General features: G+C 67.1%; 25 protein-coding genes. 8 read left to right on the top strand and 17 right to left on the bottom strand.

The features are described 5' to 3' along the window. Positions 1 to 2: 2 nt before the first annotated feature. Entirely contained in the window at positions 3 to 2,183 is a 2,181-nt protein-coding gene (locus ABD002_RS13875; RefSeq protein WP_343792105.1) for an EAL domain-containing protein, read from the bottom strand. A 56-nt stretch (positions 2,184 to 2,239) separates the two neighbouring features. Then, on the bottom strand, positions 2,240 to 2,665 hold the full coding sequence (gene hemJ, locus ABD002_RS13870) for a protoporphyrinogen oxidase HemJ (protein WP_343792103.1): 426 nt from the start codon (positions 2,663 to 2,665) through the stop codon (positions 2,240 to 2,242). Positions 2,666 to 2,787: 122 nt separating this feature from the next. On the opposite strand from hemJ, the gene ABD002_RS13865 reads away from it, so the two are divergent. The 5 genes from ABD002_RS13865 to ampE all read left to right on the top strand — a co-directional run bounded on the left by ABD002_RS13865 (position 2,788) and on the right by ampE (position 6,321). Beyond that, positions 2,788 to 3,513 carry a DUF6776 family protein gene (locus tag ABD002_RS13865; protein WP_343792101.1) on the top strand — a complete coding sequence of 242 codons (726 nt, stop codon included), beginning with the start codon at positions 2,788 to 2,790 and terminating at the stop codon, positions 3,511 to 3,513. Beyond that, positions 3,500 to 3,928, top strand: a complete 429-nt coding sequence (locus ABD002_RS13860; RefSeq protein WP_343792099.1) for a bactofilin family protein — start codon at positions 3,500 to 3,502, stop codon at positions 3,926 to 3,928. Before ABD002_RS13865 ends, ABD002_RS13860 begins: the two co-directional genes overlap by 14 nt. A 50-nt stretch (positions 3,929 to 3,978) precedes the next feature. Next, a complete protein-coding gene (gene erpA / locus ABD002_RS13855; RefSeq protein ID WP_343792097.1) occupies positions 3,979 to 4,347 on the top strand; it encodes an iron-sulfur cluster insertion protein ErpA in 369 nt (122 codons plus the stop codon). A gap of 16 nt (positions 4,348 to 4,363) precedes the next feature. Next, positions 4,364 to 5,338 carry an NAD(+) diphosphatase gene (gene nudC / locus ABD002_RS13850; protein ID WP_343792095.1) on the top strand — a complete coding sequence of 325 codons (975 nt, stop codon included), beginning with the start codon at positions 4,364 to 4,366 and terminating at the stop codon, positions 5,336 to 5,338. Positions 5,339 to 5,430: 92 nt separating this feature from the next. Beyond that, on the top strand, positions 5,431 to 6,321 hold the full coding sequence (gene ampE / locus ABD002_RS13845; RefSeq protein ID WP_343792093.1) for a regulatory signaling modulator protein AmpE: 891 nt from the start codon (positions 5,431 to 5,433) through the stop codon (positions 6,319 to 6,321). A gap of 247 nt (positions 6,322 to 6,568) precedes the next feature. On the opposite strand, the gene ABD002_RS13840 is transcribed toward ampE, so the two are convergent. Both ABD002_RS13840 and ABD002_RS13835 read right to left on the bottom strand, forming a co-directional pair. Beyond that, the gene (locus ABD002_RS13840) at positions 6,569 to 7,705 is read right to left on the bottom strand and encodes an MGDG synthase family glycosyltransferase (RefSeq protein ID WP_343792091.1); all 1,137 of its coding nucleotides are present in this window, start codon (positions 7,703 to 7,705) and stop codon (positions 6,569 to 6,571) included. A gap of 64 nt (positions 7,706 to 7,769) precedes the next feature. Continuing rightward, entirely contained in the window at positions 7,770 to 9,653 is a 1,884-nt protein-coding gene (locus ABD002_RS13835; RefSeq protein WP_343792089.1) for an MFS transporter, read from the bottom strand. Positions 9,654 to 9,808: 155 nt separating this feature from the next. On the opposite strand from ABD002_RS13835, the gene ABD002_RS13830 reads away from it, so the two are divergent. Then, on the top strand, positions 9,809 to 11,476 hold the full coding sequence (locus ABD002_RS13830) for a tetratricopeptide repeat protein (protein WP_343792087.1): 1,668 nt from the start codon (positions 9,809 to 9,811) through the stop codon (positions 11,474 to 11,476). Positions 11,477 to 11,514: 38 nt separating this feature from the next. Here ABD002_RS13830 and purD read toward each other — a convergent pair whose 3' ends face one another. From purD to cutA, 13 genes are all read right to left on the bottom strand, one after another. Continuing rightward, positions 11,515 to 12,798 (bottom strand): phosphoribosylamine--glycine ligase, encoded by a 1,284-nt coding sequence (gene purD / locus ABD002_RS13825; protein ID WP_343792085.1) that lies wholly within the window; start codon positions 12,796 to 12,798, stop codon positions 11,515 to 11,517. Positions 12,799 to 13,008: 210 nt separating this feature from the next. Beyond that, on the bottom strand, positions 13,009 to 14,586 hold the full coding sequence (gene purH, locus ABD002_RS13820) for a bifunctional phosphoribosylaminoimidazolecarboxamide formyltransferase/IMP cyclohydrolase (RefSeq protein ID WP_343792083.1): 1,578 nt from the start codon (positions 14,584 to 14,586) through the stop codon (positions 13,009 to 13,011). A gap of 79 nt (positions 14,587 to 14,665) precedes the next feature. Then, a complete protein-coding gene (locus tag ABD002_RS13815) occupies positions 14,666 to 14,947 on the bottom strand; it encodes a helix-turn-helix domain-containing protein (RefSeq protein WP_343792081.1) in 282 nt (93 codons plus the stop codon). 298 nt (positions 14,948 to 15,245) lie between these two features. Beyond that, a complete protein-coding gene (locus ABD002_RS13810; RefSeq protein ID WP_343792079.1) occupies positions 15,246 to 16,034 on the bottom strand; it encodes a zinc-ribbon and DUF3426 domain-containing protein in 789 nt (262 codons plus the stop codon). A 74-nt stretch (positions 16,035 to 16,108) separates the two neighbouring features. Continuing rightward, positions 16,109 to 16,873, bottom strand: a complete 765-nt coding sequence (locus ABD002_RS13805; RefSeq protein WP_343792077.1) for a YiiX/YebB-like N1pC/P60 family cysteine hydrolase — start codon at positions 16,871 to 16,873, stop codon at positions 16,109 to 16,111. Between the two features lie 63 nt (positions 16,874 to 16,936). Then, positions 16,937 to 17,839, bottom strand: coding sequence for a 50S ribosomal protein L11 methyltransferase (gene prmA / locus ABD002_RS13800; protein ID WP_343792075.1), 903 nt, complete (start codon positions 17,837 to 17,839; stop codon positions 16,937 to 16,939). 132 nt (positions 17,840 to 17,971) lie between these two features. Continuing rightward, positions 17,972 to 19,339 carry an acetyl-CoA carboxylase biotin carboxylase subunit gene (gene accC / locus ABD002_RS13795; protein ID WP_343792073.1) on the bottom strand — a complete coding sequence of 456 codons (1,368 nt, stop codon included), beginning with the start codon at positions 19,337 to 19,339 and terminating at the stop codon, positions 17,972 to 17,974. A 39-nt stretch (positions 19,340 to 19,378) separates the two neighbouring features. Further along, entirely contained in the window at positions 19,379 to 19,702 is a 324-nt protein-coding gene (locus ABD002_RS13790) for a four helix bundle protein (RefSeq protein ID WP_379989089.1), read from the bottom strand. Positions 19,703 to 19,779: 77 nt separating this feature from the next. Next, positions 19,780 to 20,256 carry an acetyl-CoA carboxylase biotin carboxyl carrier protein gene (gene accB, locus ABD002_RS13785; protein ID WP_343792069.1) on the bottom strand — a complete coding sequence of 159 codons (477 nt, stop codon included), beginning with the start codon at positions 20,254 to 20,256 and terminating at the stop codon, positions 19,780 to 19,782. A 31-nt stretch (positions 20,257 to 20,287) separates the two neighbouring features. Then, on the bottom strand, positions 20,288 to 20,728 hold the full coding sequence (gene aroQ, locus ABD002_RS13780) for a type II 3-dehydroquinate dehydratase (protein ID WP_343792067.1): 441 nt from the start codon (positions 20,726 to 20,728) through the stop codon (positions 20,288 to 20,290). Positions 20,729 to 20,858: 130 nt separating this feature from the next. Continuing rightward, positions 20,859 to 21,401 carry a TlpA family protein disulfide reductase gene (locus ABD002_RS13775; RefSeq protein ID WP_343792065.1) on the bottom strand — a complete coding sequence of 181 codons (543 nt, stop codon included), beginning with the start codon at positions 21,399 to 21,401 and terminating at the stop codon, positions 20,859 to 20,861. Between the two features lie 116 nt (positions 21,402 to 21,517). Next, positions 21,518 to 23,905: a protein-disulfide reductase DsbD gene (gene dsbD / locus ABD002_RS13770; RefSeq protein ID WP_343792063.1), complete on the bottom strand. Its 2,388-nt coding sequence runs from the start codon at positions 23,903 to 23,905 to the stop codon at positions 21,518 to 21,520. Between the two features lie 71 nt (positions 23,906 to 23,976). Beyond that, on the bottom strand, positions 23,977 to 24,297 hold the full coding sequence (gene cutA, locus ABD002_RS13765) for a divalent-cation tolerance protein CutA (RefSeq protein ID WP_343792061.1): 321 nt from the start codon (positions 24,295 to 24,297) through the stop codon (positions 23,977 to 23,979). A gap of 414 nt (positions 24,298 to 24,711) precedes the next feature. Here cutA and groES point away from each other — a divergent pair, with 414 nt between their 5' ends. Together groES and groL are read left to right on the top strand one after the other, a co-directional pair. Beyond that, a complete protein-coding gene (gene groES / locus ABD002_RS13760) occupies positions 24,712 to 25,002 on the top strand; it encodes a co-chaperone GroES (protein WP_343792059.1) in 291 nt (96 codons plus the stop codon). A gap of 65 nt (positions 25,003 to 25,067) precedes the next feature. Further along, on the top strand, positions 25,068 to 26,714 hold the full coding sequence (groL, locus tag ABD002_RS13755) for a chaperonin GroEL (RefSeq protein WP_343792057.1): 1,647 nt from the start codon (positions 25,068 to 25,070) through the stop codon (positions 26,712 to 26,714). Positions 26,715 to 26,811: the final 97 nt, after the last annotated feature.

Here is a 26,811-nt window from a genome sequence, read left to right as displayed (position 1 = left end):
CTCTAGATGGCGGAGGCGTGGAAATCGAACGCCAGGTCGCGGTCGGCCGGTTGCACGAAATTACCCTGGACGAAATCGACGCCGGCGGCCCACAGCGCCGCCGCGCCGCGCGCGTCCTCGACGCGCGGCGCAATCACGCGCTGGCCATTCTCGTGAGCGAGCTTGACGAGCGCGTGAAGCTCATCGCGGGTCACCTCGTCGTCGGCATGCAGATAGCGCGGAGCGATCTTGACGAACCCGGCCGGCAGCGCGCGCAGCAGGCGATCGTCCATCGTGTCGATGTCGCAACCGGATAACGCCAGGCCGACGCCAAGCGCCTGCAGCGACTTCGCGTACCGAGCGATTTCGGCCGGCGCCTCGGTCACGTCGCGGACGCGCAGCTCCAGCACGAGCGAACTGCCATCGATTCCGGTCGTCCGCAGCAGATCGCCCAGCCTGGCAATGCCCCGGCCGTCGCGCGCGCTCTCGATGGACTGGCTCACGAACAGACGCGGCGGCGGGCCGTGGCGCGCCCGCTCTGCGACCAACGCGGCGCACTGCTCCAGGACCCAGCGGTCGAGCGCACCGACGAGGCCGGCCTCCGTGGCGACCGGAATCACCTCGGCGGCGGTGTGCAGGCGATGATCGTCGCCACGGAGCCGCAGCAGGACCTGGAACTGCTCCTGCTCCTCACCGAGCAATGAGACGATCGGTTGGAACAGCAGCTCGAAGCCAGTGCCGTCGAGTGCGAAGCGGATGCGCTCGACGAGCTCGCTGTCGATCGCGGCGTCGATGCCGCGCACGACGAACACGCCACTGCGGCCGTCCGCACGCGCGCCGTCGATCGCGTTCAGCGCCGCGCCGCGCATCGCCTCGGCATCGCGCGCAGAGGCGGCGAACGCGCAGACGCCAACATCGAAGAGGGCGCGATCACCCGGCTCGAGTGCGCTGAATGGCTCGCGCGCGATGCGATCGCGCAGGTTCAGCGCGTGCGCCTCGAGCTGGTTCGCGTCGCGGTCCGGATTGAGCAGCAGGAAACTGCCGACGGCGTCGATCGCAACGAGGTCACGTGGGGCGGCGTGGGTGATCAGGAACGCGCCGATCTCCGCGAGCAGGGCGGCGAAACGAGCCGCCCCAAGCCCGGCCTGGCGCGCGGCCGCGCCTTCCATCGCGAACACCAGCAGACCGCCGCTGCGCGTGCCGGCATCGTCCATGGCCAGGCATTGCGAAAGTCGCCGCAGCAGGCGCTCGCGCGTCGTTGTCTCGTGGGAAGCGGTCGCGCTCTCATCCACGCGGCCGCGTTGCTCGCGCGCGCGGCTCACATGCCCGCGCAGCGCATCGATCAGCTGCCGGGGGCGAACCGGCTTGGTCAGGAATGCATCGCCACCCGCGCGCAGCGCGTCGGCGCACTTGTCCGCAGCGTGGTCTGCGGACAGGAATACGATGGGCGTGGCCGCGAATTGGCCACGCTGGCGGATCAGCGCAGTCAGGTCGATGCCATCGCACTCGGGCATGTGCAGATCCATCAGGACCAGGTCCGGCCGGAAGCGCTCCAGCGCATCGAGTGCATCGAGCGCCTCCGCGACCGCGAGCGTCACCATGCCGGCGTTGCGCAGGATCGATTCGGCGAACAGCAGCTGCGAGCGGTCGTCCTCGACGATCAGGATGCGGTACGCATCCGCAGTCGCTGCGAGGTCCGAATCGACCCCTTCGATCGGCGGCTCGTCCGGGTTGTCGTCGACGGGTAGCGGCACGGTCGCACCGAATCGCGCCCAGTGATCCCTAGGCGGAACGACCAGCAGCGGGAACCCGAGTTCGTGCGTCGGTCCCGCGATGGCGACGGCACCGGATTGGCCCCGACCGGCATCGAGCGCTTCGGGCAGGCGCTGGCGCGACAGTTCCGCGACCAGCTCGGCGACGCGCGCGGCGCTCGATCGACCGGGAAGACGTGGCGGATCGAGCAGCGCGGCAAGGCTGCCGTGCAGGGCGTCCAGGCAATCGGCGAGTTCACCGGCATCGACCGCGCGGCAGGCGCCGGCCATGAACGCGGCATCCTCGGCGAACACGACCAGAGCGTTGATATCCCAGTTTTCCGGGCCAAGCCGCTCGCCGCGCTGGCGCAGCCGCGCCAGCCGCTGCGGCAGCTGCACCTGGAACAGGCGCTGCCGTTCGGGACTGAGCAAGCGGAAATCAGGCACGTGCATCGCCATCCCCCGACCCTGCGGGAATCATACCAGCGCGCTCCGCCGCACTCACCCCATCAGGGCTTGATGATCACGAGCAGCACGATCGCGACCAGCAGCAACGCGGGCACTTCGTTGAAGATCCGCAGCCAGCGGCTGGAGCGGCGGTTCGCATCGCGTGCGAACTCGCGGGTCATGCGGGCCAGCATCACGTGGTACGCGACCAGCAACACGACCAGTGCGAGCTTCGCGTGCAACCAGCCCTGCTGCAGGTAGTCGATGCTGGCGTGCGCGAACGCAAACAGGGTGAGCGCACCGAACAGGACCGCCAGGCCGCCGCCGATGTGCGTGATCATCAGCAGGCGTCGCTCCATGATCTTCAGGCGCTCGCGCACGACCGCTTCGCTCGCCTCGGCGTGGTAGATGAACAGGCGCGGCAGGTAGAACAGGCCGGCGAACCAGGTCACGACGAAGATCACATGGAACGCTTTCAGCCAAAGCATGCCGCAGCTCCCGGAGACGATGTGCCGAGTATAGTCGGCGCCGTAGCGCGCCCATTCGCGCTTGACCCGTGTCCCGCCACACGACTATAAGCGTCCGCTCGCGCGCGCATTCGCCGTTTGTCATGCCCAGCCCGATTCCGTCCCTGGTGATCCGCCCGCACGATCCGGCGCAACGGCGTCGCGCTTGGCTGTTGCTCGCGCTGGCGTGGCTGGGCTCGCTGCTGATCGTCGCGGCGATCGTCGCGACCGTCGCATCGCGCGGGCCGCGCAGCGAAACGATTACGCGGCTCGCCGAAGCCGATCGGGAGAGCGAGGCGCTGAAGGCGCGCATCGCGGTGCTCGAGCGCTCCGAGCAGGTCGCCAAGGCCGCGCTCGCCGATGTGCAGCAGACCCTGCGCGAACGTGAGGAGGAAATCGACGGGCTGCGCGTGGATCTCGCGTTCTATGGCCGCCTGGTCGGCGGCGGCAAGCGCGAGGGGCTGGCCGTGCACGCGCTGCGGGTCAAGCCGGTCAAGGATTCGAAGGCGTGGAATTTCACCGCCACGCTGACCCAGAACTTCAAGCGCGGCCAGGACATCCGCGGCCGCGTGATGCTGAGCGTCGAGGGCGTCGCCGGCGGCAAGCTCAAGACGCTCGACTGGAGCGCGCTGACCCAGGGGCAGGACGCCTCCGGAATCGAGTACAGCTTCAAGTATTTCCAGCAGGTGAGCGGTACCATCATGCTCCCCGCGGATTTCGCGGCGAATCGTGTGATCGTTCGGGCCGACGGCGATGCCGGTCGGGTCGAGCAGGAGTTTTCCTGGAAGGACGCAGTCAAGGGCGAGGAGAGCGATGATGTTCGGCAATGACAAGCGCAACGGCAAGTCCGTTGCGGCAATCAGCACGTTGATTGCGGAAGGCACCACGATCCGGGGCGACATCGAATTCAGCGGCGGCCTGCACCTGGAGGGCGTGATCGACGGTTCGATTTCCGCCGAGGGTACCGACGCGGTGCTGACTCTGAGCGAGAAGGGCCGCGTCAACGGCGAGGTGCGCGTGTCGAACGCGGTCGTCAACGGCACGGTCAATGGCGACATTTTCGTCGGCGAGCGCCTCGAACTCGCAGGCAATGCGCGCGTCGAGGGCAACGTGCATTACAAGGTGCTGGAAATGGCGGCGGGCGCGCAGGTCAACGGCCGGATGCTCTATCAGACCGAGCCGCCGCGGCGCCTGCCGGCACCGGCGCCGGAGATCATCGGTCCGGTGATCGCCGCCGAAGCTTGAAAACACGCCGCGCCGGCCCGACCTCCAGCATGACGCCGACGCCCACGCTCATGAACGACACGACCACGCCGACCTATCTCGACGCCGACAACGCGCCGCTGCTGTTCACGGACGCAGCCGCCGGCAAGGTGCGCGAGCTGATCGCCGAGGAAGGCAATCCGGAGCTCAAGCTGCGCGTCTACATCAGCGGTGGCGGCTGCTCGGGCTTCCAGTACGGTTTCACGTTCGACGAGGCGCGCGCGGACGACGACTTCGCGGTCGACAAGGACGGCGTGACCCTGCTCGTCGATCCGCTCAGCCTGCAATACCTCGCCGGTGCCGAGATCGACTATTCCGAGTCGCTGACCGGCGCGCAGTTCGTGATCCGCAATCCGAACGCGAAGACGACGTGCGGCTGCGGTTCTTCATTCACCGTATGAGCGCAGCCGTGTGTTCGTGAGTGACCGCACGAACATCTTTGCCGGCATCGCGCTCGATCGCAACGCCGAGCTGCGCGATGACGCGGAGTGGGCCGCCGCGCAGCTGGCCGATCCGACCGCGCGTTTCCTGTTGCTCGGCGCGGAGGCAGCGGGCGGCCGCCAGGCGCTGCTGCAGGCCGCGTCCGAGGCACTGCGCTGGCTCGACCAGGACGAGCGGCGGCGGTTTGCGCCGGATCTCGCGCCCACCTATCTCGGCAGCGACGGCATCGGTCCGCTGTTCTCGCTGTGTGCGGAGGCCTCGCTCGCCGACCGCGTCCGCGCCGAACTCGGAGGCGTGTTCATCGACCTGCGCAGCGCCGGCATGCGCCTGCACCCGTTCCAGGCCGGCCTGTTCGCGTACGCGCGCGCGATCGCACATTGGCAGGCGCGCACGCGCTGGTGCGGGGCCTGCGGCGCGACGCTCCAGCTCGTTGCGCTCGGCCACCGCGGCAAATGCACGAATCCGTCCTGCGCACTCGAGCATTTCCCGCGCGTCGATCCGGCGATGATCGTGATCGTGAGCTGGCGAGACCAGTGTCTGCTCGGCAGCCAGTCGACCTGGTCGGAAAACCGCTGGTCGACGCTGGCCGGGTTCATCGAACCCGGCGAATCGCTCGAGGATGCGGTGCGCCGCGAGGTCTTCGAGGAAGCCGGCGTGAAGGTCGGTGCCTGCGCCTACCATTCCTCACAGCCGTGGCCGTTCCCATCCTCGCTGATGCTCGGCTTCACCGCCGAAGCGGAGGATCCGGCGATCCGGCTCGGCCGCGAGCTCAGCGATGCGCGCTGGTTCAGCGTCGATGAGATCGTCGACGGCCTTGCCGAACACCGGCTCGTGTTGCCGCCGCGCCTGTCGGTTTCACACGAGCTGATCGCGCACTGGTTGCGCGAACGCGCCGGACTCGAACTCGCGGAACTGCTCTCCGACGAACCCTGGCAGAAACCGCGCGCCTGAGCGCAGCCTCGCATCTGGCGAAGCCCACTGCCGTGAGCGCGTCAGCTAGAATGACGCGTATCGCAACGATGCGTCCCTTCGCGAACACGCCCATGGCACAGACCCTGCTCGCCGTCCTGCTGGTCCTCGCAAGCGGGTACACGTTGCCTGATCTCAGCCGACTGCGTGATTTCTCATGGCTGAAGGTCTGGCTGTCGCGCTGGACCCGGGTGGGTGACGATGCGTCCACCTCGCGCGTTCCGCTCGTGCTGTTGCCGCTGCTGCTCGTGGTGGCGTGCCTGCTGATCCAGGCTGCGCTGGCCCGCGTGCTGTTCGGATTGCCGGCATTCGCGTTCGGCGTGATCGTGCTGTTCTACGCCTGGGGTCCGCGCGATCTCGATGCCGACGTCGAAGCGGTGCTGAAGGCGCCGGACAGCGATCGGCGCAACTCGGCAGCGCAGGCGCTGCGTGCCGATCCGGCGACGGCGACGCTGCCGCTGGAGGCTGCGCCGCTGGTCGAGGCCACGTTCGCATCCGCGCTGTCGCGCTGGTTCGGCGTACTGTTCTGGTTCGTGATCCTCGGGCCGGCCGGCGCACTGGGTTATCGCATCGTGCAGTTGCTCGCGCGGCATCCGGCCTTCACCGCGGAGATCGAGGCGAGCCAGCGCAGCGTGCTCGAACGCACTGCACTGATCCTCGACTGGGCGCCGACGCACCTGGTCGCGATGACACTCGCGCTGGTCTCCGAATTCGATGCGGTGATCCAGACCTGGCGCGACTATCACGCCGCGCATGGCCGCGGTTATTTCACGCTCGATCTCGGTTTCCTCGGCGCGCTCGCGCGCGCCGGCGTGGAAGCGGACGTCATGGCCGGCGACGGTTACGCGACCGACGTCAGCGATCCGCTGGTCGAACTCGCCGACGCGCGCAAGGTGCTGCGCCGCATTCTCGTCGCCTGGCTCGCGGTGATCGCGCTGCTCGCGCTGGCCGGCTTGACGCACTAGCCGACGCCTTGGTCAACCCTGCACTCCGTTCGCCCTGAGGTATCGAAGGGTGAACGGGCGTCGGCGCCGTTCGAGGTTGCTCGCGTCGTCCCGGCGCTCGCCCTTTGGGCCGGGTTCACTCGGCGCACCGTGCGCTTCGCCCTGCGGGCAGCTCCGCTGCGCAAAACGGCAGCCCTGCCGTTTTGTCGCCGTTTCGTGCGCTCCTGCGCACGTAGTCGATACCTCAGCACGAACGGATGAGGGCTCGTCACCGCCTCCCGGTCTCGCCGGTCACGATGCGCAGCACATCGCGCGCCGCATGCGGCCGCCCGAGCGCGTGCGCGCGTTGTGCCAGCGTGGCCATGCGCTGCGGCTGCGCCATGAGTTCGCGCACGCGATAGTCGAGCGCGGTCGCATCGACTGCTTTCAGCGCGGCGCCTTGTTCGAGCAGGTAGTCGCAGTTGCGTTCCTCCTGGCCCGGGATCGGCGCGTGCACGATCATCGGCCGGCCGAGCGCGAGACATTCCGACGTGGTCAGACCGCCCGGCTTGGTGACGACCAGATCGCTGGCGGTCATCAGGCGTTCGACGCGGTCGGTGAAGCCCTGCGCGATCAGGCGCTGCGGATGCCGCGCCGCGAGTCCGCGCAGCTTCTCGAGCATCTTCGCGTTGCGCCCGGCCAGTGCGATCAGCTGGAAATCCGCCTCCTGTGCGAGCAGTCGCTCCGCGACCTCGTCGAGCCCGCCCAAGCCGGCGCCGCCGCCCATCAGCAGGATCGTGCGGCGTTGCGCGTCGATCCCGAATTCGGTGGCGCATGCTGCGCGATCGTGCGCGATCGCGAACGCCGGCATGATCGGAATGCCGGTCGTGTGGATCTGCGCCGCCTCGATGCCGCGCGCCTGCATGCGGAACGCGACCTCGTCGCTGGCCGCGAAATAGCCGGCCATGTCCGGTACGACCCACATGCCGTGCAGGTCGAAATCGGTGACGACCACGTACACAGGACACGCGAGCCGCCGGCGGCTGCGCTCGCGCATCAGCAGTTCGGCCGGCAGGAAGTGCGTGCAGATCACCGCGTCCGGCGCGAACGCGGCGATCGCCTTGCGCAGAGCCAGCGTATTGAGCCGCTCGATCGCGCGGCGCAGGCGTGCCAGTGGTGCGCTCGGCGGGGTGCGATCCATGATCCGGTACAACATGGCCCATGCCGCCGGCGAGTGCTCGACCAACTTCAGGTAGGCGTCGGTGTAGAGCGCGCGGAAGGCCGGTGCGACATGGTCCATCACGTCGAGGTGCAATGCTTCGGCGTCGAATCCGGTTTCGGCGCCGACGCGCAGCGCCTCGGCCGCACGCACGTGGCCGGCCCCGGCGGAGACGCTGAGCACCAGGAGGCGGAACGGTTGGGTCATCGTGAGCTCCATCGTCATCCCGGCCAGCGAATGGCCGGGAAGTGGATCCGGGGAGGGAAACTGCTCAGGCCCAGCTTCCGCGCAATTCGCGGACCCGCTGTTCGAGTGTCGTCGCGTCGGCCTGCGCAGCCGGCACCGGTGCGCCGACCGCGAGTGCGATATGCGACCAGAAGCGGCGCGGCAGGCGCGAGCGGCCGAGCGCGGAATCGCGACGGCTGAATACCGAGCCCCAGAGCCCGCGCAGCGCGAGCGGAACGACAGGAACCCGCCGTCGCGCGAGGATCTGCTCGACGCCCGAACGGAACGGTGCGATCTCGCCGTCGCGGCTCAGGCCCCCCTCGGGAAAGAGGCAGACCAGTTCGCCATCGGCGAGTGCACGATCGACTTCATCGAATGCACGATCGAGCAGCGCCGGATCCTCCTTATGGCCGGCGATCGGGATCGCCTTCGCGGTGCGGAAGATGAAGCGCAGCACCGGGATGTTGAAGATCTTGTAGTACATCACGAAGCGCACCGGCCGGCGCACCACGCCGCCGACGATCAGCGCGTCCATGTAGCTGACGTGGTTGCAGACGAGCAGGGCCGGCCCCTCATCGGGAATCCGTTCGAGCCCCTCGACCTTGATCCGATACAGCGTGCTGACCAGGATCCAGCTGAGGAAACGCATCAGGAATTCCGGCACCAGCGTGTAGATGTAGATCGCGACCAATGCGTTCAGCACGGCGACGGTCAGGAAGATCTGCGGAATCGACCATCCGAGCGCCGTCAGGCCGATACCGAGTGCGGCCGCGGCGACCATGAACAGCGCGTTGAGGATGTTGTTGCCGGCGATCACGCGCGACAGCTCGCTGCGCTCGGCGCGGCTCTGCACCAGTGCGAACAGCGGCACGATGTAGAAGCCGGCGAACACGCCGAGCAGGGTCATGTCGAGCGCGATGCGCCAGCTGCCCGGCGCGACGAGGAACGCGAACGCGCTCAACCCGTGTGCGGTCGCCAGCTCCGGGCGTGCGAAATACAGATCGATGCCGAACAGGCTGAGCCCGATCGAGCCGAACGGGACCAGGCCGATCTCGACCTTGTGCCCGGACAGGCGCTCGCACAGCAGCGAACCGACACCGACGCCGATCGAGAACAGCGCGAGCACGAGGATCGCGACCGACTCGTTGCCGCCGAGGAACAGCTTCGTGTAGTTCGGCAGCTGCGCGGTGAACACGCCGCCGAAGAACCAGAACCAGGAGATGCCGAGCACCGAGTTGAACACGGTACGGTTCTTGGTGACGAAACCGAGCACGCGCACGGTTTCGGTGAACGGGTTCCAGTTGAAGACGAGGCCCGGCGCGGTCGCCGGAGCCGGTGGAATCGCGCGGCTGACCAGGTAGCCGATGATCGCGATGCCGATCACCAGACACGAGGCCGCAGTCGGCCCGACAGCGGCCAGCGCCATCAGCGAACCGCCGGCGATCATGCCGAACAGGATCGCCAGCGAGGTGCCCATCTCGACCAGGCCGTTGCCGCCGACGAGCTCCTCGGGTTTCAGGGCCTGCGGCAGGATCGAATACTTGATCGGTCCGAACAGGGTCGAATGCAGGCCCATCATGACCAGCACGGTCAACAGCAGCGGCACGTTGTGCGCGTGGAACGCGTACGCGGCGAGCGCCATCGCGGCGATCTCGAACAGCTTCACGTAGCGGATCAGGCGCGTCTTCTCGAACTTCTCAGCGAGCTGGCCTGCGCTGGCCGAGAACAGGAAGAACGGCAGGATGAACAATGCCGGTGCAAGGTTCGAATAGAAGCCGACGGCGGCGTCGCTGAGGCCGAGGTGGAATGCGACCAGCACGACCATCGCCTGGCGGAATGCATTGTCGTTGAACGCGCCCAGCGCCTGGGTCGCGAAGAAGGGCGCGAAACGCCGTGTGCGCAGCAGGTCGAACTGGCTGGAGCCGCTCATAAGACGCCTTTGCGGGGATGGCTGGAATCTAGCAGGACAGGCCGCCCCTGTGGATCCGGCGGCCGAACTTCCGGCTCGCGGACGGGTCGCAGCCGGCGTCCGGGGCGAGCGGTTACACTGCGCGCCTTGTCCGCACTCCATCGATTGTCGCCCGAATGCCCATCCGCTCCTTTTCCCCGCTCGTTTTCACGGCCGCCCTGGCCCTCGCCGCGCCGCACCTGCATGCCGAGGCGCTGATCAGGCCGGTTCCGACTCCGGATACCTCGAAGCTGGCACCTGCGCGCGCCGAGGAGCTGAACAAGACGCGCAATGAATTCGAGCGCGTCAAGCAGAAGCTGGTCGGCGATCCCCTGGCCGAGGCCTACGCGCTGATGGGCGCAGCCTACGCGCGCATGGGTTTCTACGATGCGGCCTCGGTTGCGCTCGAGGATGCGGCGCAGCTCTCGCCGAAGGACGGGCGCTGGGTCTATGCGCAGGGGATCCTGGCACGCATGCAGAAGCAGAACGCAGTCGCCCAGAACTATTTCGACATCGCGTTCCAGCTCGACAAGGACTACCTGCCGATCCGTATCGCGGTTGCACGGTCCAAGTTCGACAACGGCGACCTGGAGGGCGCGCGCTCGCTGCTCGCGGAGTATGCAGCGCAGCACACCGACCAGCCGGCCGCCTATGCCCTGCTTGGTGAGATCGCATTGAAACAGAAGCGCTATGCCGAGGCGGTCGACCAGACCCAGCGCGCGCTCGCGCTCGACCCGAACGCGACCCGCCTGTACGCGACGCTCGCCGATGCGCAGGCCGGCGCCGGCAACGCGAAGGCGTCCGCGGAGGCGCGCGCGAAGGCCGCCGACGTGGCCGTCTCGCTGAGCGATCCGCTCGGTCAGGGCATGCTCGCGCAGTCCGGAGCGGAGGCGCCTGCGGCGGCGGCCGAGGATCCGCTGACGAACCACGTGCGCGACGCGGCATCCCTGCTCGCGCTGCGCCAGTACGATGCCGCGCGGCGCGAACTCGACAGCGCGCTCAAGTTGCATCCGAACGACTCGACGCTGCTCGCGTTCTATGCTCGCGTCGAGGCGGCGTCAGGCAACCTCGGCGCGGCGAAATCGCGCGCGACGGCAGCCGTCGCCGCCGATTCGGGCAATGCGCTGGCACGCCTCAGCGAGGGTGTCGCGCTCGAAATGAGCGCCGACGACAGCGGTGCGCAGCGCGCGTACGAAGAGGCGATCCGCGCGGATCCGAAGCTCGCCGAGCCACGCGTGTTCCTCGGATCGCTGCTGATGCGTACCGGACACAAGGATGAGGCGATCGCGCAATATCGCGCGCTCGTGCAGTTCGATATCGGCAATGCGGAAGCCTGGACCCTGCTCGCTGCGGCCGATGTCATCGCCGGCAAGTGCGTCGCCGCGATCAGGGACGTGAGCGACGTGCTCGCCAAGGATGCGAACAACAATTTCCTGCTGCAACTGTTCGTGCGACTCGCCAGCACGTGCCCTGCGGCGAGCGCGGACCAGAAGCGCGGCGCGCTCGAGGTCGGCGGCAAGCTCTATCGCGACAACCCGGCCGCGCCGGTCTCGGAGGCCTATGCGCTGGCGCTGGCCGCCGCCGGAAAGTGGGACGAGGCGGTCAAGATCCAGCAGGCGGCGATGTTCATCCTCGTGCGCAACGGCATGAAGGAGGCCCTGCCGGGCTATCGCGAGTTCCTGCAGCAGTTCCAGGCGCACAAGCTGCCGGACCTGCCGTGGCCGGCGAGCGCGGCGGTGTTCCATCCGAGCCGGCTCGCGCCCGATCTGAAACCGGCGCCCGCCGCGGCGGCGCCGAAGAAGTAACGCAGTGACGGGCGCCGCCGCGATTCCGGCGGCGGCGCTCAGCGCGCGCGCAAGGCGCGGTGGCCGATGTCACGGCGGAAGAACGCGCCGTCGAAACGGATGCCGCGTGCGACCGCGTAGGCGCGTTCACGTGCCGCACCGATGTCGTCGCCCAGCGCACAGACCGCGAGCACGCGACCGCCGGCGGTGACGACGCGCTCCTCGGCGTCCAGGCGCGTGCCGGCATGGAATACCTTTGCGTCCGTGCCGGTGTCCGCATCCAGTCCGTCGATCACGTCGCCACTGCGTACCTTGCCGGGATAACCGGCCGCAGCCACCACGACGCCAAGCGCGGGGCGCGGATCCCATTCGGCCGTCTCTCCATCGAGACGGCCATCCAGCGCGGTTTCGATCAGATCGATGAGATCGGACTTGAGGCGCAGCATGATCGGTTGCGTCTCCGGATCGCCGAGGCGCGCGTTGAACTCGATGACCTTCGGCGCACCGCTCTTGTCGATCATCAGCCCCGCGTAGAGGAAACCGGTGAACGGCGCACCTTCCGCGGCCATGCCGGCGATGGTCGGACGGATCACCTCGTCGAGGATGCGCTGTTCGACCGCCGGCGTGACCACCGGCGCCGGCGAATACGCGCCCATGCCACCGGTGTTGGGGCCGAGGTCGCCTTCGTCGCGGCGTTTGTGGTCCTGGCTGGTCGCGAGCGGCAACACGTGACGGCCGTCGCTCATCACGATGTAGCTGGCCTCCTCGCCGTCGAGGAATTCCTCGATCACGACACGCGCCGAGGCCTCGCCGAGTGAATGCGCGCCGAGCATGTCGTGCAGCGTCTGCTCGGCGTCGGCGAGCGTCAGTGCGACGACCACGCCCTTGCCGGCGGCGAGGCCGTCGGCCTTGATCACGATCGGTGCGCCGTGCTTGCGCACGTATGCCAGCGCGGGCGCGAGTTCGGTGAACACCGCATAGCGTGCGGTCGGGATGTTGTGGCGGGCGAGGAAGTTCTTGGCGAACGCCTTCGAGCCCTCAAGCTGTGCAGCGATCCGGCCCGGACCGAAGCAGCGCAATCCGGCTGCGCGGAAGCGGTCGACCACGCCGATGACCAGTGCGGCTTCGGGGCCGACCACGGTCAACGCGATGTCCTCGTCGACCGCGAGCGTCAGCAGGCCGTCGATGTCGGTGACCGCGACATCCGCGTTGCGCACGCCGGTCTCGCGCGCGGTGCCGGCGTTGCCGGGCGCGACGATGACTTCGCTCACCCGTGGCGACTGTTTGAGTTTCCACGCGAGCGCATGCTCGCGACCACCGGAACCGATGACCAGAACCTTCATCCTCACCTCGTCGAGTTCAAGGGTGCCTTCTTCTGTAGGAGCGGCTTCAGCCGCGATGCTCTCGCTTCATTCTGTGGCGCTCGACGAAAAGCATCGCGGCTGAAGCCGCTCCTACGAAGAGAAATGCACGTTCATCATCATCTTGGGCAGGAATGGCTGGGGTCCTGCTGCCAGGAAGGGCGAAAACAGCGTTTCCAGCGAAGCTGCGCTTCAGTGACGGAAATGCCGCACGCCCGTGAACACCATCGCCATGCCGTGCTCGTCCGCCGCGGCGATCACCTCGGCGTCGCGCATCGAGCCGCCGGGTTGGATCACTGCGCGGATGCCGGCCTGCGCCGCCGCGTCGATGCCGTCGCGGAACGGGAAGAATGCGTCCGAGGCCATCACGCTGCCGGGCACCTCGAGCTTCGCCTCGGCGGCCTTGATCGCGGCGATCTTCGCGCTGATCACGCGGCTCATCTGGCCGGCGCCGATGCCGATGGTGCGGCCTCCGCGCGCGTACACGATCGCGTTCGACTTCACGAACATCGCGACGTGCCAGGCGAACAGCAGGTCATGCAGTTCGGCGGCGTCGGGCGCGCGCTTGGACACCACCTTGAGGTCGGACAGCAGCAGCGTGTCGCGGTCGGCATCCTGCACGAGCAGGCCGCCGGCGATGCGCTTGTAGTCGAACGCCGGCGGCGGCAGCTCGTCCCACTCGCCGGTGGCCAGCACGCGCACGTTGGGCTTCGCGGCAATCGCGGCGATCGCGTCCTTGTCGAATTCTGGCGCGACGATCACCTCGACGAATTGGCGCGCGAGAATACTTTTCGCGGTCGCCGCGTCGAGCGTGTGGTTGAACGCGATGATGCCGCCGAACGCCGATACCGGGTCGCAGGCATAGGCGCGTTCATAGGCTTGTGCGAGGTCCGTGCCGAGCGCGACGCCACACGGGTTCGCGTGCTTGACGATCACGCAGGCCGGCGTCTTGCGGAATGCCTTGACGCACTCGAGCGCGGCATCGGCATCGGCGATGTTGTTGTAGGAGAGTTCCTTGCCGGCGAGCACGCGGGCACCGGCGACGGTGCCGCGCGGCAGGTTCTGCTCGACGTATAGCGCGGCGCCCTGATGCGGGTTCTCGCCGTAGCGCAAGGACTGCTTGCACTCGAACGCGAGGCGCAGGCTCGGCGCGAATGCCTCGGGTTTTTCCACGTCGCCGTGGGTGCCGAGCCAGGTCGCGACGAGGCCGTCATAGCGCGAGGTGTGCGCATAGGTTTTCGCCGCGAGCCGGCGTCGCAACCCGATCGACGTGCCGCCATGCGCGAGCGCCTCGAGCACTTCCGCGTAGTCGGTCGGATCGACCGCGACCGCGACATGTTCGTGATTCTTGGCGGCTGCGCGCAGCATCGCGGGGCCGCCGATATCGATGTTCTCGATCGCGTCGGCCAGCGTGCAGTCCGGGGCCGCCGTCACCTGTTCGAACGGATACAGGTTGACGACGAGCAGATCGATCGGCGCGATGCCATGGCTCGCCATCACCGCATCGTCGGTGCCACGCCGGCCGAGCAGGCCGCCATGGACGATCGGATGCAGTGTCTTGACGCGGCCGTCCATGATTTCCGGAAAGCCGGTCAGCGTGGCCACGTCGGTCACCGGCAGGCCGGCCTCGCGCAGCGCCTTGGCGGTGCCGCCGGTCGAGATCAGCGCGACGCCGAGGGCGTCGAGGCCTCGGGCGAGGTCGATCAGGCCGGTCTTGTCGGAAACGCTGAGCAGGGCGCGCCGGACCGGAGCGAGAGTGGCGTCGAACATGAGCGTGTACGTGCTGCGGAAAACGCCGGATTATAGCGGCCCGCCGGCCAGCGTGCCCTGCCAGCCCTGCGCCGGCGCGTCAGTCGGCGAGGCCGTACTGCTGCAGCTTCTTGCGCAGGGTCGCGCGATTGATACCGAGCGCGGCCGCGGCCTTGCTCTGGTTGCCGCCGTACCAGGCCATGACTTCGCGCAGCAGCGGCGATTCGACTTCGCCCATCACCAGCGCATGCAGGCCTTCCCCGGGCTCCGACTCGACGTCCGCGAGATAGCGACGCACCGCGCGCGTGACGCATTCGCGCAGCGCGGGTTGCAACGCGGGTTCGTGTGCGGCATCGGCGCGCAGCGAGATGGCGGCGTTCACTACAGTCAGGCCCCTTTTTACGAACGTGCTTCCTTGAGCGGGCCGGCATGCACCACGGAGCGCACGTCGGGCGGGGATAGTAGCGCCGCGCGCGCGGCTTGATAAGTGCCTCGACGTGAAATTTGCGCGCGTCTGGCGTGCTTGCGGGCGCGATGCCTTCCGGTGTCGGCACTTGCGTGCGCATCCTCATGCGCTCGCTGAAAGCGTTGGCGCGGCGCGGCATCGCGCGCGCGAAGTCGAGCATGAATAGGTCGAACAAGCGCGTTGCGACCTGCTGTTCTCATCGGCCTTCCTTGACTCACTCGAACTTGAACTCGAACGCGACTGCATCCTTGCCGGGATCGGCGACCTCGAACACCAACGCGGTGCTCGCGCCCGCGGCGAGGCCGCCATCGATCGCGCGCGCATCGCTCAGATATTCCCGTGCGTGGAAGCGCCGCATCGCGATGCGCTTCTCGTCGAGATCGGACAGCGTGATTTCGACGACCGGGAACGCCTGCGCGAACGGCGCGTCGTTGCGCAGCGTCGCCGAGATGATCAGCGCGCCGGGAACCGACGGGTGCGGTCGGATATCGCGTGACAGGAGTTCCAGCGTCGCCGCGTCGCGGCGCAGCGGCAGACGGCAACCGAGGCGCGCGCAGACCGGGTCGAGCGCGGTGCGCACGTTCGCGCTATTCATCCAGTGAGCGCGGTCGGCCCAGGCAACTTCGCCGGCGAGGCTGAACAGGAGCAGCGCGCTGCCGAGCAGCCAGGGCCAGGCACGTGGCGCGCGCGCGCGCCGACGTGCGGCCGCGAACGCCGGCAACGATGAGCGCTCGGCCGCACGCGAGCGGTCGATGGCCTCGGTGAACAGCGTCGCCTGCGCGGGATTGGGCCGGAACACCGGCGCCACGAGTTGCGGTGGCGCGGCCTGGCTCGCGTGCACTTCCAGGTATTCGATCGGTTCCGGCGGCAGTTGCGCGGTCAGCGTCCACAAGGCATCGAACACTGAGGCGCAATGTCCGCAGCGCACGCTGCCATGCGCGGCCGCGAGGTCGGCGCCGGCCAGCTTGAAGATCGTCAGGCATTCGGGACACTGGGCGTACATTGTGAAAGCGGCGTGGTGACGGACCCTGCTGCCGATTCTAGCCTGCGCCCGCGACGGGGAAGCGGAACGAGCTGTCAGTCCTGATCGGCGGCCGGCGCCCAAGTCAGCGCATGCGGATCGAAGCCATGCTGCAGCGTCGGCTTGACGATGCGGAAGTACGGCGACATGTCGAAGTCGCGCGGTGCGTAGAGGCTCGAGTCGCGGATGTGCAGGATCTCGCGCGCCTGCTCCTCGCCGCCGACGCCTTTGCCGCGCACGAGTTCGATGTCGGGCAGCACCGGATAGCGGATCGAGGCGAACGCGGCGGCAATCAGCGAGGAGCAGATCGCACGCGTCGGATCACCACCGCCGAATGCAAGCAGGCGCCGGCGATAGCGGTCCGGTACCGGGGGTGGCCGGACCAGATAGCGTGCAAGGTCGATCACATTGCGCAAGTCGTACTGATTGCCGATACGCGCGACGGCGTACGCGATCAGCGCATCGATCTCGGTGTCGTCGAGACCGACCGGGCGGCAGATCCGCGTATGCAGATGCGCATAGTGGTCGAGCGGCACCGCGCGCACGCCGGCATTGATGTCCGCCTCGACGAACAGCGGGGCCGGATCGCCGGTCGATGCGGTCAGCGCGTCACCGATGAACAGTGCCGCATGCGACCAGTTCGACTGCGTGATCGTGCGGATCGCCGAGGCGAAGCGGCTGGTGCCTTCGACCAGAAGCACATCGCCCTTGCACAGGGTTGCCGCGAGCAGGCCAGGGCGGCTCGTCGACACATGCACGAGCTCGCGCGGGGCGGACAGGTAATGCGCCAGTTTGCGGCCGATCCAGTGCAGCGGACGCAAGGGGACCTCCGTTCAGATCATCGTGATTTCGCGCATCCGCCGCCGGCGCAATGCGGCGATGACTCAGGTCCGGCGCCGCGCGCCGATCCGCACCCAATCCTCGCGCACGTCGACGCGGATGTCCTCGAACCATTCCGCGTAGCGCCGGCACAGCTCGTCGTCCTGGCCGGAGAGGATACCGGACAGCGCGAGGCCGCCGCCGGGTTTCACGTTCGCCGCGAAGCGTGGCGCGAGCTCGGCGAGCGGGCCGGCGAGGATGTTCGCGACCAGCACGTCGGCCGGCGCGTCGATATGGTCCTCGGGCATGAACAGGTCCAGGCGATCGGCGACGTGGTTGCGTTCGGCATTGTCGCGGCTCGCCGCGAGCGCCTGCGCGTCGTTGTCGACGCCGATCACTCGCGCTGCGCCGAGCTTCAGCGCCGCGATTGCGAGCACGCCGGAACCGCAGCCATAGTCGATCACGGTCTTGCCGGCGAGGTCGGCTGCGTCCAGCCATTCCAGGCACAGCGCGGTGGTCGGATGCGTGCCGGTGCCGAACGCGAGGCCGGGGTCGAGGCGCACGATGACCGTTTCCGAGTCACCGGTTGGCGGCTCGATGTTCGATGGATAGATCCACAGCCGCCGGCCGAAGCGCATCGGCTGGAACTGGTCCATCCAGACGCGCGTCCAGTCCTGGTCGGCGACCTCGCGGAAGCGGATCTGCTCGGGCGTGATCTCGGGAACGAGTTCGGTCAGCACGTGCACGAGGCCGGCGCGATCGGCCTCCACGTCGAACAGCGCCGACAGCGCGATCTCGCCCCACAGCGGCATCTCGCCGACGCCGGGCTCGAGGATCGCGCGCTCGTTCGGCGTATCGACTTCGGCGTCGAGCAACGTCACGGCGAGCGCGCCGATTTCCTCGAGCGCGAGTTCGACGCGCTCCTGGTCGGATTCGCGAATGGTTAGGGAGAGTTCGAGCCAGGGCATTTGAGCGCTGTCAGGAGGGCCGGCGAAAGTCTATCGTGGTCCCGGCGAAAACCGGGGCTTGGTGTCTTTTTTGGCAGGGCGAAGACACTGGATTCCGGCCTTCGCCGGAATGACGAACACGATCGCTTGCATTCATCCCAACCCGATGGACTTTTCCTTCGCCTCGGCAATCCGCCGCTCGAGGTAATGGATGTTCTGTCCGCCGGCTTGGAACCCGCCGTCGGCGAGGATGCGCTGCTGCAGCGGCACGTTGGTCTTGATGCCTTCGACGACCATCTCCGACAGCGCGATGCGCATGCGCGCGATCGCGGTGGCGCGGTCGCGGCCGTGCACGATGAGTTTCCCGATCATCGAGTCGTAGTTCGGTGGAATCTTGTAGCCATCGTAGACATGCGTATCAACTCTCACGCCGGGGCCGCCGGGCGACTCGAAACGCTTCACGGTGCCAGGGCTCGGCATGAACGTGTCCGGATCCTCGGCATTGATGCGGCATTCGATCGCGTGGCCGGTCAGCACGATGTCTTCCTGGCGCAAGCTCAGCTTTTCGCCGGCGGCGATCAGCAGCTGCTCGCGCACCAGATCGGTGCCGGTGATGAGTTCGGTCACCGGATGCTCGACCTGGATGCGCGTGTTCATCTCGATGAAATAGAAGCGGCCGTTCTCGTACAGGAATTCGAACGTGCCGGCGCCGCGGTAGCCGATGCGCAGGCACGCGTCGACGCAGACCTTGCCGATCTCGGCGCGCTGCTCGGGCGTGATGCCCGGAGCGGGCGCTTCCTCGACCACCTTCTGGTGGCGGCGCTGCATCGAACAGTCGCGCTCGCCGAGATGGATCGCGTTGCCCTGGCCGTCGGCGAGCACCTGGATCTCGATATGGCGCGGGTTCTCCAGGAACTTCTCCATGTAGACCTCGCCGTTGCCGAACGCGGCCTTGGCTTCGGTCTTGGTCATCGTGATCGCGTTGGCGAGGTGCGCCTCGGTATGCACGACGCGCATACCGCGACCGCCGCCGCCGCCGGCCGCCTTGATGATGACCGGATAGCCGATCTCGCGCGCGATCTTGGTGTTGCTGACCATGTCCTCGCCGAGCGGTCCACCGGAGCCGGGCACGCAGGGCACGCCGGCCGCCTTCATCGCGCGGATCGCCTCGACCTTGTCGCCCATCAGGCGAATCACGTCGGCGGTCGGTCCGATGAAGATGAAGCCCGACTTCTCGACGCGTTCGGCAAAGTCCGCGTTCTCGGACAGGAATCCATAACCGGGATGGATCGCCTGCGCGTCGGTGACCTCGGCCGCGGCGATGATCGCCGGCACGTTGAGGTAGCTCTCCGCCGCCGGCGGCGGGCCGATGCAGATCGACTCGTCGGCCATGCCGACGTGCTTGAGATTGCGGTCGACCGTGGAGTGCACGGCCACGGTCTTGATGCCGAGCGCATGGCAGGCGCGCAGCACGCGCAACGCGATCTCGCCGCGGTTGGCGATGACGACTTTATCTAACATGGGAATGGGGAGTCGGGAATGGAGAATGGGTAAAAGCGGTCATCGTGCGGCTCCAACTTTTTCCAGCGCGTTCATTAGTGCGGTGATTCGGGCGAATGTCGTATCGACGCGTTGCTCGAAATCTGGCGACGCTTCGATATAGCCGAGGCGCGTTGCGATCTGGATCTGGGTATCCAACTCCGACAGGGAACCGCGTGCCATGGACAGAAAGCGCAGATATTCGGCAGTGGAACGTCGCGCCGCGCCCTCAGCGATATTGGAGGGAACGCTTACCGCACATCGCCTCACTTGCGAGGTCAGCCCGAAGTGCTCCGAGTCGGGAAAGGATCGCGAGAGCCGGTATACGGTTTCCACTAGCGCCATGGAGTCTCGCCAAACGTCAAGTCGCTCGTGCGGCCGCTTGGACGATTCTCCATTCTCCATTCCCGATTCCCGGCCTTTCAGCCGATCACGAACATCGGTTCGTCGAATTCGACCGGCTGGCCGTTGCCGACCAGGATGGCCAGCACGGTGCCGCTGACGTCGGCCTCGATCTGGTTGAACATCTTCATCGCCTCGATGATGCCGAGCGTGTCGCCGGCCTTGACCGCCTGGCCGATTTTCACGAACGGCGGCGATTCCGGATTGGCCGACGCGTAGAACGTGCCGACCATCGGTGCCTTGACGATATGGCCTTCCGGCGTCGCCTTGCCGCCTGCCCCGGCGGCGGATTCCGTCGCGGCGGGCGGGGGCACGGCTGCGGGAGCGGGCGTGTCGACGCGCACCTGCTGCACCGGCGCGGCGGCCGGCAATGCGCTGACCATGCCCTTCGGGATGCGCGACAGGCGGACGATTTCCTCGCCCTCCTTGATCTCGAGTTCCGCGAGGTTGGATTCCTCGAGCAGGTCGATGAGTTTCTTGATCTTGCGGAGGTCCATCGGGACTCCTGGTTGAAAGTCTGGGAAAGGGTCAGCCGGCGAGCCGGCGCAGCGCCGCATCGAGCGCGAAGCGGTAGCTGTCCGCGCCGAAGCCGGCGATCACGCCGACCGCGAAGTCGGAAAAATACGAATGGCGGCGGAACGGTTCACGCGCGTGCACATTGCTGAGGTGCACCTCGATGAACGGGATCGCCACCGCGGCCAGCGCGTCGCGCAGCGCGATGCTGGTGTGCGTGAACGCGGCCGGGTTGATCAGGATGAAATCGGTGCCATCCTGCGCAGCCGCCTGCACGCGCTCGACCAGCACATGCTCGGCGTTCGACTGCAGGCTGGTCAGTGCGTGGCCGGCCGCCTGCGCGGTGTGCGCGAGGTCGGCGTCGATTGCGGCCAGGGTCGCGTGCCCATACAGCGCCGGCTCGCGGGTGCCGAGCAGGTTCAGGTTGGGGCCGTGCAGGACCAGAATGTTCGCCACGGGCGGACTCGCCGAAAAAGGCCGCTAGTCTGGCCGAGCTCGCCTGTTCTGTCCAGTTCGGCGACGTTTGCGTGGAAATTGACGAGATTCGTGGAAATCCGACGGGTCGGCTGCTGTTGCGGCTGAATGGTCAGAAGAAGGGCGCCAGCCACTTCTCCAGCCCGTTTTCGCTGAAGTTGCCGAAACGTTGCGCGAGGATATGACCGTCGCGGCCGATCAGGACCGAATACGGCAGCACGCTGCGGGTATTGCCGTAGGCCATAGAAACGTCCGGCCCGTGGTCGGGATCGTTAATCAGGATCGGGTAGCGCACCGGATGACGGTCGAGGAACGCGCGGGTCGCGTCGTGGTTGTCGGAGGCGATGCCGATCACCTGCACGCCACGTGCGGTCAACTGTTGTTGGGCACGGTCGAGCATCGGCATTTCCTCGACGCAGGGCGCGCACCAGCTCGCCCAGAAATTCACCAGGACCAGCTTGCCGCGCCATTCGGCCAGCGAATGTGTTTGTCCGGCGAGGTCGGGCAGGTCGAACGGCGTCGCGAGCGCACCGACTTTAGCCGTCAGATCCGCGCGTGATGCGGACGGCGCGTGCAGCCAGCCGCCGGCGAGAAAGCCGCCGAGCGCGCCGGCGAGGGCGATCAGGAGGATCAGGAGGTTGGTGCGGTTGAACATGCAGGCACGTGGCGTTCCGGAACATCTTGTCTTCGTCGTTCCGGCGTACGCCGGAACCCAGTGCCTCTTCGCAACAGCACAGACGCTGGGTCCCGGCGTACGCCGGGACGACGAGCTTAGGTGCCCGCCTTGCCGATCCGGGTGATGAAATCTTCGGCCTTCTCGAACCCGATCAGCCGCAGTGCGCGCCGCTCATCCCCCTTGTTGAAGAAAATCGTCGCCGGCGGCCCGAACAGGCTGAAGCGCTTCAACAGCGCCTGGTCGGCATCGTCGTTCGCGGTCACGTCGGCCTTGAGCAGCACGAAACCGGCGAGCGCCTGCCGCACCTCGGGTCGGGTGAACGTGAATTTCTCCATCTCCTTGCAGCTGACACACCAGTCCGCGTAGAAATCCAGCATGGCCGGTTTGCCGGCTGCCGACGCGGCGGCGAGTTCGCGATCGAGATCCGCACTCGACTTGATGGTGCGGAACGCGAGTTCGCCGGCGCCGGCGTCCTTGCCGCCGTTGGCGACGATGCCGGCCAGCGGCTGGGTCACGTCGCGGCCACCGGCGGCAGCGCCGATGAGCTCGGCTGCGCCGGCGACCAGTAGGATCACGCCGAGCGCCTTCCACAGCTTGCGCCATCCGGACGCGCCATCGGCCAGACGTTCCAACGCGCCCAGATAGACGGCCGAGGCGACCAGCAGTGCACCGACCATCAGCATGATCCAGACGCCGTCTAGGATGCGCGCGAGCATCCAGATCGCGAGGCCGAGGAACACCACGCCGAACACCGCCTTGACCGCATCCATCCAGGCGCCGGCGCGCGGCAGCAGCTTGCCGGCCGCGGTACCGAATACGACCAGCGGCGCGCCCATGCCGAGGCTGAGCACGAACAGCGCGAGGCCACCGAACACCGGATCACGGGTCTGGCTGATGTAGAGCACCGCGGCGGCCAGCGGCGGGGCGACACACGGTCCGACGATCAGCGCCGAGAGCAGGCCCATGATCGCGACGCCGATCAGCGAGCCGCTCTTCTGTTGGTTGCTGATATTCGCGATCTTCGATTGCCACGAACTCGGCAGCTGCAATTCGTAGAAGCCGAACATGCTGAGCGAGAGCAGCACGAACAGGATCGCGAAGCTCCACAGGATCCACGGTTTCTGGAATGCCGCCTGCAGGTTCGCGCCGGCAAGCCCGGCGACGACGCCGGCGATCGTGAACACGACGCAGGTCGCGAGCACGTAGACGACCGACAGCACGAACGCGCGCCGCGTCGTCACGTTCTCGCCGGAACCGGCGATGATGCCGGACAGGATGGGGATCATCGGGAACACGCAGGGCGTGAACGCAAGCAGCAGGCCGAAGCCGAAGAACGAGAGCAGCGCGAGCAGGCGGTTGCTGGACAGATTTGCGGCGAGCGCCTGTTCCTCCGATTGACCGCCCGCGCCTGCAGCTGCTTTCGTAGGAGCGGCTTCAGCCGCGATGCTCTTCTGTGGTGCGCTCGACGGCATCGCGGCTGAAGCCGCTCCTACAAAAGCGGATTTCGCCGCCGCGAGTTCCGACGCACTTGCCGCCGGCAAGTCGATGCTGACGTCACGCGGCATCACCGGATAGCAGATGCCGTTTTCCTGGCAGCCCTGGTATTCGGCATGGACCTTGATCGTCTGCGCCTCGCCGTGCTCGCGTGCGAGCGGGATCGGCAACTCGACCTGATTGAAATACACCTTGACCGTGCCGAAATGTTCGTCGGTGTGGTCAACGCCGTTCGGCCATTGCGGCGCACCGAGTTTCACGCCGGTGCCGTCGGCAAGCGCGACCGAACTCTTGTCGCGATACAGGTAGTAGCCCTTCGGCATCGTCCAGCGTGCGAGGATCGCGGTCGGGCTCTGCGCAATGGCTTCGAACACGAACGCCTGCTCCGGCGGCAGCGGCATGTTCTCGGTCGCGCCCGCGAGCGGTTGCGCCCCGCCGAGCTTGAGGCCGAGCGGCGAAGCGGGAGAGCGTTCCGTAGGAGCGGCTTCAGCCGCGATGCTCTTCTGTACGTTGGTCAAAGGCATCGCGGCTGAAGCCGCTCCTACAACAGCAGGCGGCACGTCCAGCGTCAGCGTAGTCGGGTTCGGTGGATAGCAGATCTTCGGATCGGTCTGGTGGCAGCCCTGCACGGTGATCGTGACCGCCAGCGTCTTCGCGGTCGCGTCGGCGAGCGTGTACGGGAGGGTCGCATCGATCGCGTGATGGTAGACCTCGACGTCGCCGAGGAATTCGTCGTGTTTCTTCTCGCCGGCCGGCAGGTCGAGCGCAGCGAGCGTGAGTCCGGCCTGCGACGTCTTCGCCTTGATGCGCGTGCGGTACAGGTAGTAGTCCGGCGCGATCTCCCAGTGCAGCGCGATCGTGCCGGGCGCGGCGACCTTCGCGGTCAGCTTGAACGCCTGCTCGACCGGGAGAAGGTCGTCGCTCGACTGCGCCTGCGCGGCAGCGATGGAAACGAACAGCGCGGCGAGGCCGGCGAGCAGCTTGCGCATCGGGAAAAGCTCCGGGATTCTTGCGGGGTTGCGAAGAAGACCGCGTTTGGACCGCGCGTCTTGCATGATGTTCATTGTGACTCGGTTTCCGTCTCGACCCAACCCAGATAGCGATCGAGGCCGTCGACTGCGTCGACCGCGATCAATTCGGGCGATTCGTACGGATGCAAGGCCGGCAGGCGCGATTTCAGCGCGGCGAACCGCGCGCGCGTGGTCTTGATCAGCAGCAGGACCTCGCGCTCGGCATGCACCGCATCGTTCCAGCGATAGGTCGAGGTCACGCTCGGAATCGCCTGCACGCAGGCGGCGAGCCGCTCGTCGACGAGCGCGCGCGCGATCCGCGCGGCGCTTTCCTCGTCGGGGCAGGTGCAGTGGGCGATGACGACGCTCATCGCGCAAGTCTGGCACGGAGCGGGCGGGTGGTGAAAACGCGGAAGCGGCGCCGTTGCGCCGCTCCCGCCGGATCATCGCTTACGGCGTCTGCGCTTCGAAGCCGTTCTTGAAGATCACGTCGTTGCCAGTATTTAGCACGCAGGTCGCCGGAGGGGGCGCCGTGTCGCGGAGTCTAGCGTCGGGCTGGTGACAGGGCGATGGCGATCGTCGCGTGCGGGTGTGCATCCCATCCTTCGATGCCTCGGGACGAGCGATGCCCCTTGAAACGATTCCCGCCGGCAGCATCTGTCCGACCACGCCGGCGGACTCTTCCCTCGGTTTTGCTTCGCCGCTAAACTTGGCACTCAGCAGTATCAAGTGCTAACAGTTTCTGAAAACCCCTTTTGCATCAACCCGTTGATGGAGACTCCCCAATGAAGCTTCGCCCGTTGCACGACCGCGTCATCATCAAGCGTCTGGAGGCCGAGACCAAGTCGGCTGGCGGCATCGTGATCCCCGACGCCGCTGCCGAAAAGCCGATCAAGGGCGAAGTCATCGCCGTCGGCACCGGCAAGATCCTCGACGACGGCAAGGTCCGCCCGATGGCGGTCAAGGCCGGTGACACCGTGCTGTTCGGCAAGTACAGCGGCACCGAGGTCAAGGTCGATGGCGAGGAACTGCTCGTCATGCGCGAAGAAGACCTCGTCGCGGTCATCGAGAAGTAAGCAGGCGTGCAGCGCCGCTTCGATCGACCCGTTCAATCCCACGAATTTCCTGAGGACACAGTTCCATGGCAGCCAAAGAGATCCGCTTTTCCGAAGACGCGCGCGCACGCATCCTGCGCGGCGTGAACACCCTGGCCAATGCGGTCAAGGCCACCCTCGGCCCGAAGGGCCGCAACGTCGTGCTCGAGAAGAGCTTCGGCGCGCCGACGATCACCAAGGACGGCGTGTCCGTCGCCAAGGAGATCGAGCTGGCCGACAAGTTCGAGAACATGGGCGCGCAGATGGTCAAGGAAGTCGCTTCCAAGACCTCCGACGTCGCCGGTGACGGCACCACCACCGCGACCGTGCTCGCGCAGGCGCTGATCCGCGAAGGCCTCAAGGCCGTTGCGGCCGGCATGAACCCGATGGACCTCAAGCGCGGCATCGACAAGGCCGTGATCGCCGCGGTCGCGGAGCTGAAGAAGCTCAGCAAGCCGTCGGCGGATTCCAAGTCGATCGCGCAGGTCGGCGCGATCTCCGCGAACGGTGACGACGCGATCGGCAAGCTGATCGCCGAGGCGATGGACAAGGTCGGCAAGGAAGGCGTGATCACGGTCGAGGAAGGTTCGGGTCTGGACAACCAGCTCGACACGGTCGAGGGCATGCAGTTCGACCGCGGCTACCTGTCGCCGTACTTCATCAACAACCAGCAGAGCCAGCAGGTCGAGCTGGAAGACCCGTACATCCTGCTGTACGACAAGAAGATCTCGAACGTGCGCGAGCTGTTGCCCGTGCTCGAAGGCGTGGCCAAGGCCGGCAAGCCGCTGCTGATCGTCGCCGAGGAAGTCGAAGGCGAAGCGCTGGCGACCCTGGTCGTCAACACGATCCGCGGCATCGTCAAGGTTGCGGCCGTGAAGGCGCCGGGCTTCGGCGATCGTCGCAAGGCGATGCTGGAAGACATGGCGATCCTGACCGGTGGCCAGGTCATCTCCGAGGAAGTCGGCCTGCAGCTCGAGAAGGCGACGCTGAAGGATCTCGGCCGCGCGAAGAAGGTCGTGATCACCAAGGAAAACACCACGCTGATCGATGGCGCCGGCGAAGCGGCGAACATCCAGTCGCGCATCAAGCAGATCAAGGCGCAGATCGAGGAAACCTCCTCCGACTACGACCGCGAGAAGCTGCAGGAACGCGTGGCCAAGCTCGCCGGCGGCGTTGCGGTGATCAAGGTCGGCGCTGCGACCGAAGTCGAGATGAAGGAAAAGAAGGCGCGCGTCGAAGACGCCCTGCACGCGACGCGTGCGGCGGTCGAGGAAGGCGTGGTCCCGGGCGGCGGCGTCGCGCTGATCCGTTCGCTGGCTGGCCTCGCCAAGCTCAAGGGCGACAACGAAGACCAGAACCACGGCATCGCGATCGCACGTCGCGCGATGGAAGCACCGCTGCGCGAGATCGTCGCGAACGCCGGCGAAGAGCCGAGCGTGATCCTCAACAAGGTCGCCGACGGCAAGGGCAACTTCGGCTACAACGCCGCGACCGGCGAGTACGGCGACATGGTCGAACTGGGCATCCTGGACCCGACCAAGGTCACGCGCACCGCACTGCAGAACGCCGCGTCGATCGCCGGCCTGATGATCACGACCGAAGCGATGGTCGCCGAGGCGCCGAAGAAGGAAGAGTCGCACAACCACGGTGGCGGCGGTGGTGGCATGGGCGGCATGGGCGGCATGGATTTCTGATCCAGCCTCAACCGCAACGCGTTACAAAGAACCCCGCTTCGGCGGGGTTTTTTGTTGGGAAACGCCATCTTGTTTTTCTTGACAAGGTGTGAGGCTG

The organism is Dokdonella soli (genome assembly GCF_039523175.1).
GTDB classification, from domain to species: Bacteria; Pseudomonadota; Gammaproteobacteria; order Xanthomonadales; family Rhodanobacteraceae; genus Dokdonella_A; species Dokdonella_A soli.
The sequence above is the reverse complement of the archived record's forward strand: the minus strand, read 5'-3'. Positions and strand labels throughout refer to the sequence as shown.